The sequence below is a fragment of the Actinospica robiniae DSM 44927 genome (assembly GCF_000504285.1).
GTDB classification, from domain to species: Bacteria; Actinomycetota; Actinomycetes; order Streptomycetales; family Catenulisporaceae; genus Actinospica; species Actinospica robiniae.
The window spans coordinates 4496083-4508168 of the sequence record NZ_KI632511.1; the positions used below are offsets into that span (position 1 = coordinate 4496083).

The 12086-nt window shown below is 69.2% G+C and carries 10 protein-coding genes; 9 read left to right on the forward strand and 1 reads right to left on the reverse strand.

What is annotated here, in order from left to right; all coding sequences use genetic code 11:
* The first annotated feature begins 44 nt into the window (after nt 1-44).
* From ACTRO_RS19005 to ACTRO_RS19015, 3 genes are all read left to right on the forward strand, one after another.
* Nucleotides 45-959, forward strand: coding sequence for a LysR family transcriptional regulator (locus ACTRO_RS19005; RefSeq protein ID WP_034264822.1), 915 nt, complete (start codon nt 45-47; stop codon nt 957-959).
* 93 nt (nt 960-1052) lie between these two features.
* Complete coding sequence (gene kdgD, locus ACTRO_RS19010; RefSeq protein WP_034264825.1) at nt 1053-1973, forward strand: 5-dehydro-4-deoxyglucarate dehydratase; 921 nt, start codon at nt 1053-1055, stop codon at nt 1971-1973.
* Nucleotides 1974-1977: 4 nt separating this feature from the next.
* Nucleotides 1978-3204, forward strand: coding sequence for an enolase C-terminal domain-like protein (locus ACTRO_RS19015; RefSeq protein WP_034264828.1), 1227 nt, complete (start codon nt 1978-1980; stop codon nt 3202-3204).
* A gap of 28 nt (nt 3205-3232) precedes the next feature.
* Here ACTRO_RS19015 and ACTRO_RS19020 read toward each other — a convergent pair whose 3' ends face one another.
* Nucleotides 3233-4252 (reverse strand): LacI family DNA-binding transcriptional regulator, encoded by a 1020-nt coding sequence (locus ACTRO_RS19020; RefSeq protein ID WP_034264831.1) that lies wholly within the window; start codon nt 4250-4252, stop codon nt 3233-3235.
* A 177-nt stretch (nt 4253-4429) separates the two neighbouring features.
* Between ACTRO_RS19020 and rhaI the strand changes: the two genes are divergently transcribed.
* The 6 genes from rhaI to ACTRO_RS19050 are packed head-to-tail and all read left to right on the forward strand — an operon-like array spanning nt 4430 to nt 11948.
* Nucleotides 4430-5611, forward strand: coding sequence for an L-rhamnose isomerase (rhaI, locus tag ACTRO_RS19025; RefSeq protein ID WP_034264835.1), 1182 nt, complete (start codon nt 4430-4432; stop codon nt 5609-5611).
* A gap of 5 nt (nt 5612-5616) precedes the next feature.
* Nucleotides 5617-7656, forward strand: coding sequence for a bifunctional rhamnulose-1-phosphate aldolase/short-chain dehydrogenase (locus tag ACTRO_RS19030; RefSeq protein WP_034264839.1), 2040 nt, complete (start codon nt 5617-5619; stop codon nt 7654-7656).
* Complete coding sequence (locus tag ACTRO_RS19035; RefSeq protein ID WP_034264842.1) at nt 7653-9137, forward strand: rhamnulokinase; 1485 nt, start codon at nt 7653-7655, stop codon at nt 9135-9137. Before ACTRO_RS19030 ends, ACTRO_RS19035 begins: the two co-directional genes overlap by 4 nt.
* A gap of 26 nt (nt 9138-9163) precedes the next feature.
* Nucleotides 9164-9871 carry a heterodisulfide reductase-related iron-sulfur binding cluster gene (locus ACTRO_RS19040; protein WP_034275580.1) on the forward strand — a complete coding sequence of 236 codons (708 nt, stop codon included), beginning with the start codon at nt 9164-9166 and terminating at the stop codon, nt 9869-9871.
* On the forward strand, nt 9868-11313 hold the full coding sequence (locus ACTRO_RS19045; RefSeq protein ID WP_034264844.1) for a LutB/LldF family L-lactate oxidation iron-sulfur protein: 1446 nt from the start codon (nt 9868-9870) through the stop codon (nt 11311-11313). The genes ACTRO_RS19040 and ACTRO_RS19045 overlap by 4 nt, the downstream gene beginning before the upstream one ends.
* Nucleotides 11310-11948 (forward strand): LutC/YkgG family protein, encoded by a 639-nt coding sequence (locus ACTRO_RS19050; protein ID WP_034264848.1) that lies wholly within the window; start codon nt 11310-11312, stop codon nt 11946-11948. Before ACTRO_RS19045 ends, ACTRO_RS19050 begins: the two co-directional genes overlap by 4 nt.
* Nucleotides 11949-12086 lie beyond the last annotated feature (138 nt).

Below are 12086 nucleotides of genomic sequence, written 5' to 3' on the forward strand. Positions count from 1 at the left end.
TGATACCGCTTCTGCATCGTGCCAGGAGCCGAGGGGATACCGGCATGCTGTCGCTCGATCAGGTACAGGGCTTCGTGACCGTCGCGGAGGAACTGCACTTCGGTCGCGCGGCCGCGCGGCTGAACATGACCCAGCCGCCGCTGAGCCGGCAGATCCAGCGGCTCGAGGCCGATCTCGGCGTGCGGCTGCTCGAACGAAACGCCAGGCAGGTGCGGCTCACCGCGGCCGGTGCGACCTTCCTCGAGGACGCACAACGGCTGCTCCAGCTGGCGCAGAGCGCGCCGAACACCGCCAGGCTGGTGGCCGACGGCTGGAGCGGGTCGGTCCGCCTGGGCTTCACCGCCAGCAGTGCGCTGCGGCTGCTCGGGGATCTGCTGAGCCAGCTGAGCCTGGCCCTGCCCAACGTGAAAATCGAGCTGACCGAGCTCGTCTCGGTCGAGCAGGTCCACGCCCTGGCCAACGGCGACATCGATCTCGGGCTCGCCCGGCCGCCGTTCGACGACACGCGGTTCGACTCGGAGCTGATCCGCCGCGAGGATCTGGTGGTCGCTCTTCCGGGCGAGCATCCCCTGCTGCGTGTCGACCGTCCGCTGACCGGCGAGGATCTGGCCGGCCAGGACGTCATCATGTACTCACCGACCAAGGCCCGGTACTTCTACGACATGGCGTCCGGCGTGCTCGCCGACCATCACTTCCAGACCGTGCACGTGGTGAGCCAGATCCTCACCATGGTCCAGCTCGTAGCGGCCGGTCACGGGATCGCTCTGGTTCCGCAGTCGGCCAAGCGTCTCGGCATCGAAGGACTCGGGTTCGCGACCCTGCTCACGCCGGTGCCAGCGCCGGTGGAATTGCACGCGATCTGGTTGCGGGAGTCGGCGAATCCGTCGCTCAAGCGGGTGCGTGCCGTGCTGCGCCGGCTCGGCGACGATGCCCACGAGGCATCAGAGCATCCACTCTAGGTCTTGGACAGCCATGATCGGCCCTGCTTACGCTGACGCCGATCCGTCGCGATATCCGTCATCGCGTACGGCGTGAGCGAATGAGGACTCCCCATGTCGTGGACTCCGACCGCCTTCGCCCGGCAATTGGGCAGTGGTCTGCTTTCCTTTCCCGTCACGGCCTTCGACGACCAGCGCGAATTCGACGAGGGCCGTTACCGCGAACATCTGGCTTGGCAGGCCGGTTTCGATGTCGCCGGGCTGTTCGCCGCGGGTGGTACCGGCGAGGGCTTCTCGCTGACGCCGGAGGAGGTCGAGCGAGTCGTGCGGGTCGCGGTGGACGAGGTGGGCGACCGGGTTCCCGTGGTCGCACCGGCGATGGGCGGCACCGCGACCGCGGTCGCCCAGGCGCGATCCGCGCAGGAGGCCGGAGCCGCCGGCATCCTGCTGTTCCCGCCGTATCTGACCGAATCCGGCCAGAACGGCTTGGCCGCGCGTGTCTCCGCCGTGTGCTCCGCCACCGACCTCGGCGTCGTCGTGTACAGCCGATCGAACGGCGTCCTCAACGACCAGACGGTCGAGGTGCTCGCGGACCGGCACCTCAACTTCGTCGGTTTCAAGGACGGCGTGGGAGACATCGAGCAGCTCACCCGGATCTACGCACGCCTCGGCGAGCGGCTGACCTATATCGGCGGCCTGCCGACGGCCGAGACCTTCGCGCTGCCGCTGCTGCAGCTGGGGATGACGACGTATTCGTCGGCCATCTTCAACTTCGTCCCGGAGTTCGCACTGGATTTCTACGGTCGCGTCCGCGCCGGGGACCGGGACGGCGTGTACCGCGGCATCCGCGAGTTCCTGCTGCCTTACCTGGACATCCGCAATCGTGTGCCGGGCTACGCGGTGTCCATCGTCAAGGCCGGGCTCCGGGTCGTCGGCCGCGACGCCGGACCCGTCCGGGCCCCGCTGCAGGATCTGACCGATGGCGAGTTCGCCGAGCTCAGCGACCTCGTGCGGCGCACGACCAGCGGAGGCTGACACCGTGCGCATCACCGATCTCATCGTCGTCCCGCTCGCGTTCCGCGATCCGCCGCTGTTGAATTCCTGGGGCGTGCACGAGCCCCTCGCCCTGCGCACCATCGTCAAGCTGGTCGTGGACGACTCCGTGGTCGCCTGGGGTGAGGGCTCCGGTGAAGCGTCCGTGATCGCGAACCTCGCCCGCGTCCGCGAGGCCGTGCTGGGGCTGAACCCCTTTGATCTGAACGGTATAGAACGCGCGATCGACGCAGCGCTCGCGCCGTGCGGAGCCAGTGCTCGCGACCGGCTCAGCACCTTCGCCATCCTCGAGGTCGCCTGCCACGACGCGCAGGGCAAGATCGCCGGGGTGAGTGTCGCCGAGCTGCTCGGCGGACGCGTGCGGGATTCCGTGCCCTACAGTGCTTACCTCTTTTACAAGTGGGCGGCGCACAAGGACGGCGAGCCGGACGAATGGGGTGCCGCGCTCGATCCGGACGGCATCGTGGCGCAGGCCCGCACCATGATCGACCGCTACGGCTTCGGCTCCGTCAAGCTCAAGGCCGGAGTCTTCCCGCCAGACGTCGAGATCGCCACGATGCGTGCGCTGGCCTCCGCCTTCCCCGGCCTGCCGCTGCGCATCGACCCCAACGGCGCCTGGAGCGTCGAGACTTCACTCCGCGGCGCCGGCGAGCTCACCGATGTCCTTGAATACCTCGAGGACCCGACGCTCGACCTCGACGACATGGCGACGGTCGCACGCGAGGGCGGGCTCCCGCTGGCGACGAATATGTGCGTCACTTCGTTCGAGACCGTACCGCCGGCCCTGCAGCGCGATGCCGTGCAGATAGTGCTGAGCGACCACCACTACTGGGGCGGCCTGCGACGATCTCATGAACTCGGCCGGATGTGCGCGACGTTCGGCCTCGGCCTGTCGATGCACTCCAACTCGCATCTCGGCGTCAGCCTCGCCGCGATGACCCACCTGGCCGCGGCGACTCCCCGTCTTTCTTACGCGTGCGACACCCACTACCCGTGGAATTCCGCCGACGACGTGGTGGTCCCGGGCGTGCTCGAGTTCCGGGAGGGCTCGCTCGCGGTGCCGACCGGGCCGGGCCTCGGCGTGGAGGTCGACGAAGACAAGTTGGAGGCGTTGCACCAGGTCTATCTGGACTCTGGCCGCACCGTCCGGGACGACACTGCATATATGCGTCGCGTCGACCCGGACTACGACCCGACCCTGCCGCGTTTCTGACGGTTACTCGGGGCCGGCCCGAATCCGCTCAGCGCCGCACCATCGTCGAGGCGCGTACGACGAGTTCCGGCTGCAGGACGACCTGGCGGTGGCGGTGCGCCTCCGCCTGGTCGCCGCTCTCCTCCAGCAGCAGTTCCGCAGCCAGAGCGCCCATGGCCTCGGCGGGCTGGCGGACGGAGGTGAGCGGCACGGCGGCTGCGGCGGCGAATTCGATGTCGTCGTAGCCGACGATGGCGATGTCCTCCGGCACGCGCACCCCGGCGGCGAACATGGCCTGCAGGACGCCGAGCGCGATCAGGTCGTTCGCGGTGAAGGCCGCGGTCGGGCGGTTGGCCAGGCCCAGTAGCCGGGCGCCCGCGTCGCGTCCCGCGGCCACGTCCAGGCGCTGCGTGGTCAGCTCGACCAGCGTCTCGGCGGGCAGCCCCGCCTCAGCCACGGCTTGAAGCGCTCCATTGCGCCGGTCGCGGATCTGGGCCAGTTCGGGCGGGCCGCTGACGTAGGCGATCGAGCGGTGCCCGGCGGCGATCAGGTGCCGCAGCGCCAGCGCGCCGCCGGCGACGTCGTCGACCGAGACCGAACATCCGTGCGCGCCCTGAGCCTGACGGTCCACCAGGACGAAGGGGATGTCGTGGCGGCGCAGCACTTCGAGGCTGCGCCCGGTGGAGTCGGCCGGAGTCACCAGCACGCCGCGTACCCGCTGCTCGGCGAACATCTCCAGATAGTCGGCCTCGGTGCCCGGGCTCTGGTCGCTGTTGCAGACCATGACCCCCAGCTCGGCATGCTGCCCGGCCCGCCCGGCGCCGCGCGCGACGTCCACGAAGAAAGGGTTGCCCATGTCGAGCACCAGCAGCGCCAGCAGCCTGCTCTGGCCCGCGCGAAGTTGGCGAGCCGACTCGCTGCGTACGTAGCCCAGGCGCCGGATCACCAGCTGTACCTGGTCGCGGGTCTCCGGGGAGACCAGCTCCGGGCGGTTGAGCACATTCGAGACCGTGCCCATCGAGACGCCCGCGGCCCGCGCCACGTCCTTCATCCCCACCGGGTTCGCCATAGCGCCCTTCATATCACGGGCCGCCAGCTGAAATGAACTGTTTCATATGCCGTTCCTGTGCCCGCTACCGGGAAACACCCGGCAGGGCGCTGCGGCGATCGCGGCGATTCCTTGACGCCTCTGAGCGGCACCGGCTAAGTTGGCTGAAATGAAACGATTCATCGAAGGGTGCGGCCGTTGAGCGCCAGTGCAGGTGACCTTCGCAGCGCGGCCAAGGCGGCGCTGCGGTCGCTCGAGATAGAGACCCCCTCGTGGGGCTACGGGAACTCCGGGACCAGGTTCAAGGTGTTCGCGCAGCCCGGTGTGCCGCGCGACCCCTTCGAGAAGCTGGAGGACGCCGCCCGGGTGCACGCCGCCACCGGCTCCGCGCCCTTGGTGTCGCTGCACATCCCGTGGGACAAGGTCGAGGACTACGGCAAGCTCGCCGCGCACGCCGCCGAGTGCGGTGTGCGCATCGGCGCGATCAACTCGAACACCTTCCAGGACGACGACTACAAGCTGGGCAGCGTCTGCCATCCCGACGCCGGAATCCGCGCCAAGGCGGTCGCCCACCTGCTCGAGTGCATCGACATCATGGACGCGGTGGGCTCGCGCGACCTGAAGCTGTGGTTCGCCGACGGCACCAACTACCCCGGCCAGGACGACCTCGCCGATCGGCAGGATCGTCTGGCGGCCAGCCTGGCCCCGGTCTACGAACGCCTCGGCGAGCACCAGCGGATGGTGCTCGAGTACAAGCTCTTCGAGCCCGCTTTCTACTCCACCGACGTCCCGGACTGGGGCACCGCGTACGCGCACTGCCTGCAGCTCGGTCCCAAGGCCAAGGTCGTGGTCGACACCGGCCACCACGCGCCCGGCGTGAACATCGAGTTCATCGTGGCGTTCCTGCTGCGCCAGGACCGGCTCGGCGCGTTCGACTTCAACTCCCGCTTCTACGCCGACGACGACCTCATGGCAGGCGCCGCCGACCCCTTCCAGCTGTTCCGGATCATGCACGAGGTGCACAAGAACGGCGGCCTGGACCCGGCCCGGCAGGTCAACCTGATGCTCGATCAATGCCACAACATCGAGGCCAAGATCCCGGCCGTCATCCGTTCGGTGATGAACGTGCAGGAGGCCGTGGCCAAGGCCCTGCTGGTCGACCGGGCCGCGCTGAACGAGGCGCAGCAGGCCGGCGACGTGCTCGGCGCCAACGGCGTGCTGATGGACGCTTTCGGCACCGACGTGCGCCCGCTGCTGGCCGAACTGCGCGAGGAGCAGGGTCTCGACGCCGACCCGCTCGCCGCATACCGGGCGACCGGATACGCGCAGAAGATCGTCGCCGAGCGCGTCGGCGGAGCCCAGGCCGGATGGGGAGCGTAACGACCGTGGCCGACACGAAGACCGTCAATGAGCTGATCGGGCGCTCGCACCGGCTCGGCGCGGACCCGCGCAACACGAACTACGCCGGCGGCAACACTTCCGCCAAGGGCACCCGGACCGACCCGGTGACCGGAACCGACCTGGACCTGATGTGGGTCAAGGGTTCCGGCGGCGACCTGGGCACGCTCGCCGAATCAGGGCTCGCCGTCCTGCGGCTCGATCGGCTGCGAGCGCTCGCTTCCGTCTATCCGGGCGTGGAACACGAAGACGAGATGGTCGCGGCGTTCGACTACTGCCTGCATGGCAAGGGCGGTGCCGCGCCGTCGATCGACACCGCGATGCACGGCCTGGTCGAGGCGCCGCACGTGGATCATCTGCACCCTGATTCCGGCATCGCGCTCGCGTGCGCGGCCGACGGGGAGAAGCTGACGGCCGAGTGCTTCGGCGACACGGTGCTCTGGGTCCCGTGGCGCCGCCCCGGATTCCAGCTCGGGCTCGATATCGCCGCCATCAAGGCCGCGAACCCGCAGGCGATCGGCTGCGTTCTCGGCGGACACGGCATCACCGCCTGGGGCGCGACCAGCGACGAGTGCGAAGCGAACTCGCTGCAGATCATCCGTACCGCAGAGGCCTTCCTCGCCGAGCGCGGCCGGCCCGAGCCGTTCGGGCCCGTGCTGCCCGGCTACGAGGCCCTACCCGAGGACGCTCGCCGTGCGCGTGCCGCGGCCCTCGCCCCGCACCTGCGCGCCATCGCTTCCGCCGACAAGCCGCAGGTCGGGCACTTCACGGACGCCGACGTCGTCCTCGACTTCCTCTCCCGTGCCGAGCACCAGCGGCTCGCGGCGCTGGGCACCTCGTGCCCGGATCACTTCCTCCGTACGAAGGTCCGGCCGCTCGTTCTCGATCTGCCCGCGGACGCGCCGCTGCAGGACGCTCTCGCGCGTCTCGGTGAACTGCACACGGCGTACCGGGCCGAGTACGAGGCCTACTACCAGCGCCACGCCTCCCCCGGCTCACCCGCGATGCGCGGCGCGGACCCGGCGATCATCCTCATCCCCGGCGTCGGCATGTTCTCCTACGGCAAGGACAAGCAGACCGCACGTGTGGCCGGCGAGTTCTACGTCAACGCCGTCAACGTCATGCGCGGCGCCGAGGCGGTGTCCTCGTACTCGCCGATCGACGAGTCGGAGAAGTTCCGCATCGAATACTGGGCGCTGGAAGAGGCCAAGCTCCAGCGCATGCCCAAGCCCAAGCCGCTGGCGACGCGCGTCGCGCTGGTCACCGGCGCGGGTTCCGGCATCGGCAAGGCGATCGCGCACCGCCTCGTCACCGAAGGTGCCTGCGTCGTCGTCGCCGACCTCGACGCCGAGAAGGCCGCGGCAGTTGCGGACGAACTCGGCGGACCGGACAAGGCCGTGGCCGTCACTGTGGACGTCACGGATGAGGACCAGATCCGCGCCGCGTTCGACGCCGCCGTACTCGCCTTCGGCGGCGTGGACCTCGTCGTCAACAACGCCGGTATCTCGATTTCGAAGCCGCTGCTCGACACCACCGCACGCGACTGGGACCTCCAGCACTCGATCATGGCTCGCGGCTCGTTCCTCGTCTCGCGCGAGGCGGCCAGGGTCCTGATCGCCCAGCGCCTCGGCGGCGACATCGTCTACATCGCCTCGAAGAACTCCGTCTTCGCCGGGCCGAACAACATCGCCTACTCCGCGACCAAGGCCGACCAGGCCCACCAGGTCCGTCTGCTCGCCGCGGAACTCGGCGAGCACGGCATCCGCGTCAACGGCGTCAACCCGGACGGCGTCGTGCGCGGCTCCGGCATCTTCGCCGCCGGCTGGGGCGCCCAGCGCGCCGCCACCTACGGCATCGAAGAATCCAAGCTCGGCGAGTTCTACGCCCAGCGCACGATCCTCAAACGCGAGGTCCTGCCGGAGCACGTCGCCAACGCGGTGTTCGCGCTCACCGGCGGCGACCTGACCCACACGACCGGCCTGCACATCCCGGTCGACGCCGGCGTCGCCGCGGCCTTCCTGCGATGACGCCCCCACCACATCAGGGCACGAGATCGTTCGCCGCGGTCGACCTCGGGGCGACCAGCGGTCGTGTCGTCGTCGGACGCGTGGGCGCGGGCGATCTCGAGCTGACCGAGGTGCACCGGTTCGCGAACACGCCGGTGCGCCTCGGGGGCGGACTGCACTGGGACATCCGGGCGCTCTACCAGAACGTCCTCGACGGGCTGGGCGCGGCCGGGCGCGAATTCGAGATCACCTCCGTCGGCATCGACAGCTGGGCCGTGGACTACGGCCTGCTCGATGCCGACGGGAAACTCCTCGCCGACCCGTACCACTACCGCGACACGCGCACCTCGCACGAAATCATCGAGGGCGTCTGGGAGCGAATCAGCGCGGCTGAGCTCTACCAGATCAATGGTCTGCAGCATCTGCCGTTCAACACCGTCTACCAGCTCGCCGCGGCGCGCGACGCGGGTCAGTTGGACGAGGCGAGCCTACTGCTGCTCATCCCCGACCTGATCACCTACTGGCTCACCGGCAGAACCTCGACAGAGGCGACCAACGCCTCCACGACCGGGTTCTTCGACGCCAGGACACGCACGTGGTCCGAAGAGGTGCTGCGCGCCGTCGAGATCGATTCCTCGCTGCTCGCTCCGCTGTGCCGGCCAGGCGACTCGGCCGGGATGCTTCTGCCCGCTGCGCTCGAGCGCAGCGGACTGCACGCGGGCACCGAGGTCGTGGCGGTCGCGTCGCACGACACCGCGTCGGCCGTAGCCGCCGTTCCCGCGACGAACGAGCGATTCGCCTATATATCGTGTGGCACCTGGTCGCTAGCCGGGATCGAACTGCCGAAGCCGGTCCTGACCGAGGACTCCAAGGCGGCCAACTTCACCAACGAACTCGGCGTCGACGGCACGGTCCGGTTCCTGCGCAACATCATGGGTCTGTGGCTGCTGACCGAGAGCCTGCGCACCTGGGCGGCTCAAGGCCGACCGTCCCTCCTGCCCGATCTACTCGATCAGGCTGCCGATGCAGAACCCTTCGCCTGCCTGATCGATCCGGACGATCCGACGTTCCTGAGCCCAGGTGACATGCCCGCACGCATCGCAGAATTCTGCCGACGCACGGGGCAGCAGCCGCCGCGGAATCAGGGTGCAGTCGTACGGTGCATCCTGGAGAGCCTCGCCCTCGCCCACCGCCACGCACTTCGCCAAGCGGCGACCCTCGCGGATCGTGAGATCGACGTCGTGCACCTGGTCGGCGGCGGCAGTCGCAATGAGCTGCTATGCCAGCTGACCGCCGACGCGACCGGGCTCCCGGTCGTGGCCGGACCCACCGAAGCGACCGCGCTGGGCAACACGCTCATCCAGGCGCGGGCGAGGGGAATGGTCGGCGACCTGGCGGAAATGCGCGGGCTGATCTCCCGTACCCAGAACGTTCGCCGGTACCACCCGCGCGCAGAGCGACGCGCTTGGGATGCCGCGGCCGCGCGGGTGGGCCTGTCCTGATGATGAACCGGACACCGAAGCCATCCATACGCATCGCCCTATTCGTCACCTGCGTTAACGACCTGGCGTACCCCGGCACCGGAATCGCCGCGGTGCGTCTGCTCGAGCGGCTCGGGGTGGAGGTGGCGTTCCCGGAGGCACAGACGTGCTGCGGGCAGATGCAGTACAACACCGGCTACCCGAGTGCGGCGGTGCCGCTGGCCGAGAAGTTCGGCAAGGACTTCGCCGGATTCGACGCGGTGGTAGTGCCGTCCGGCTCCTGCGGCGCCTTCATCCGGGACGTGCATCCGAAGCTGGTCGAAGGCGCGGTGCCCCCGGTATACGAGCTGACCGAGTACCTGATCGACGTCCTCGGCGTGGAGCAGGTGGGCGCGTACTTCCCGCACAAGGTCGCCTATCATCCGACCTGTCACTCCTCCCGGCTGCTCAAGGTGGGCGACCGGCCGACCCGGTTGCTGCGCGCGGTCGAGGGTTTGGAGCTGGTGGAGCTGCCGGGGGCGGCGGAATGCTGCGGGTTCGGCGGGACCTTCTCGGTGAAGAACCCCGACGTCTCCGCGGCCATGGGCGCGGACAAGGTGACGCACGCGGTGGAGAGCGGCGCGGAGTACCTGGTGGCCGCCGACAATTCCTGCCTGATGCACATCGGCGGCACCGCGCGCCGCTCCGGAGCCCCGATCAAGACGATCCATCTGGCCGAGATCCTCGCCGCCACCCGAGAGACGGTGAACGCATGACCGGCGTCTATGTGGGCATGCCCGCGTTCCCGACCGCCGCGCGGGCAGCCACCCGGAACGCCCAGCTGCGCGCGAATCTAACCCGGGCGACGCACACGATCCGGGACAGGCGGGCCCGGGCAGTAGCGGAGCTCGAGGACTGGGAGGGGCTGCGCCAGGCCGGTAAGGCGATCAAGGACGAGACCCTCGCCCACCTCGACGACTACCTGCTCCAGCTCGAGGCGAAGGTCACCGAGGCCGGCGGCACCGTGCACTGGGCCCGCGACGCCGACGAGGCCAACCGCATCGTCACCGAGCTGATCCGCGCGACCGGCGGCAGTGACGATCAACCACATGAGGTCGTCAAGGTCAAGTCCATGGCCACCCAGGAGATCGGCCTCAACGAGCACCTCGCCGCCGAGGGCATCTCCGCCTACGAGACCGACCTGGCCGAACTCATCGTGCAGCTCGGCGACGACCTCCCCTCGCACATCCTCGTACCGGCGATCCACAAGAACCGCACCGAGATCCGCGACATCTTCCGCGAACGCATGGGCGAGTGGGGCCGGCCCGCACCCGAAGGCCTCACCGACACCCCCGCCGACCTCGCGGAGGCCGCTCGGCTGCATCTGCGCGAGAAGTTCCTGCGCGCGAAGGTCGCCGTGTCCGGCGCGAACTTCATGGTCGCCGAGACCGGCACCCTCGTCGTACTCGAATCCGAAGGCAACGGCCGGATGTGCCTGACCCTGCCCGAGACCCTCATCTCGGTCGTCGGTATCGAGAAGATCGTCCCGACCTGGCGCGACCTCGAAGTCTTCCTCCAACTGCTGCCGCGATCCTCCACCGCGGAACGGATGAATCCGTACACGACCATGTGGACCGGCACCCACGAGGGCGACGGGCCGAAGCAGTTCCACCTCGTCCTGCTCGACAACGGCCGCACCCAGACCCTGGCCGACGAGGTCGGACGCCAGGCCCTGCGCTGCATCCGCTGCTCCGCGTGCCTCAACGTCTGCCCCGTCTACGAGCGCGCCGGCGGCCACGCCTACGGATCCGCCTACCCCGGCCCCATCGGCGCCATCCTCACCCCGCAACTACGCGGCACTGCGAGCGAGCTCGACGCCTCACTTCCCTACGCGTCTTCGCTGTGCGGAGCCTGCTTCGAGGCCTGCCCCGTCGCCATCGATATCCCCGAAGTTCTGCTTCACCTGCGCGAAAGGGTCGGGCGAGAGGCGAAGGAGCACGGCGGTCACCGACTCGAACGCGCCGCGATGAAGGCCGCGACGTACGCGATGACGCACCCGGCCGTGTATCGCGCCGCCGAGAACGCCGCTGTGCGCGCAAGGAAACTGATTCCGAAGAAGGTTCCCTTCGGCGCGGGCAAAGCCTGGACCGAAACCCGCGACCTGCCGGAGCTGCCCGAGCAGACGTTCCGTCAGTGGTGGAAGGAGACCCACCGATGAACCCGACGGCGTCGAGCGCACGGGAAGAGATCCTCGCCCGCATCCGTGCGGCCTCGGGTGACGCCCCCAGCACGGACGCTCGCATCATCAACCGTGACTACCTCGCGGCCCACGTCGAGACGGACCTTGTCGACCTCCTTGCCGAAAACCTCACGGATTACCGGGCCCGCGTATATCGCGCCGCAGCGCCTGCCGACGTGGCGGTGATCGTCGCCGGGCTGCTGCACGGGCCGCGCCTAGTCGTGCCCGACGGCGTGCCCGACGCTTGGATTCCCGCCGAAGCGACCGCGCTACGCGATCAACCGGCGCTCGATCCCGCCACGCTCGACCTGACCCACGCGGTGCTGACCGGCTGCGCCTTGGCGATCGCCGAGACCGGCACCATCGTGCTCGACGGCGGCCCCGGCCAAGGTCGCCGAGCCCTCACTCTGGTCCCCGACCACCACATCTGCGTCGTCCGCTGCCCGGAACAGGTGGTCGCCTCCATCCCGCAGGCCCTGCCGTTGCTGGACCCGACGCGTCCACAGACCTGGATCGCCGGGCCGTCAGCCACCAGCGACATCGAGCTGGACCGGGTCGAGGGCGTGCACGGGCCGAGACTCCTGGACGTCATCCTTCTCGCTGCACGGAGTTGACACGGCCTCAACCGGAAGGCCGGCGCAGGCCGGGAAAGTCCCACAGCTGCGCTGGTCAAACGGCCGGCTCAGGCACTGCCGGCCGAAAACCAGATCACTGTCGTCCTCGACTCGGGCGTGCTGGACGACCTCCTCACA

Coding starts and splice junctions, on each gene's coding strand:
- ACTRO_RS19005 (WP_034264822.1), top strand. CDS start 45: ATGCTGTCGCTCGATCAGGTACAGGGCTTCGTGACCGTCGCGGAGGAA.
- kdgD (WP_034264825.1), top strand. CDS start 1,053: ATGTCGTGGACTCCGACCGCCTTCGCCCGGCAATTGGGCAGTGGTCTG.
- ACTRO_RS19020 (WP_034264831.1), bottom strand. CDS start 4,252: ATGGCGAACCCGGTGGGGATGAAGGACGTGGCGCGGGCCGCGGGCGTC.
- ACTRO_RS19035 (WP_034264842.1), top strand. CDS start 7,653: ATGACGCCCCCACCACATCAGGGCACGAGATCGTTCGCCGCGGTCGAC.
- ACTRO_RS19045 (WP_034264844.1), top strand. CDS start 9,868: ATGACCGGCGTCTATGTGGGCATGCCCGCGTTCCCGACCGCCGCGCGG.
- ACTRO_RS19050 (WP_034264848.1), top strand. CDS start 11,310: ATGAACCCGACGGCGTCGAGCGCACGGGAAGAGATCCTCGCCCGCATC.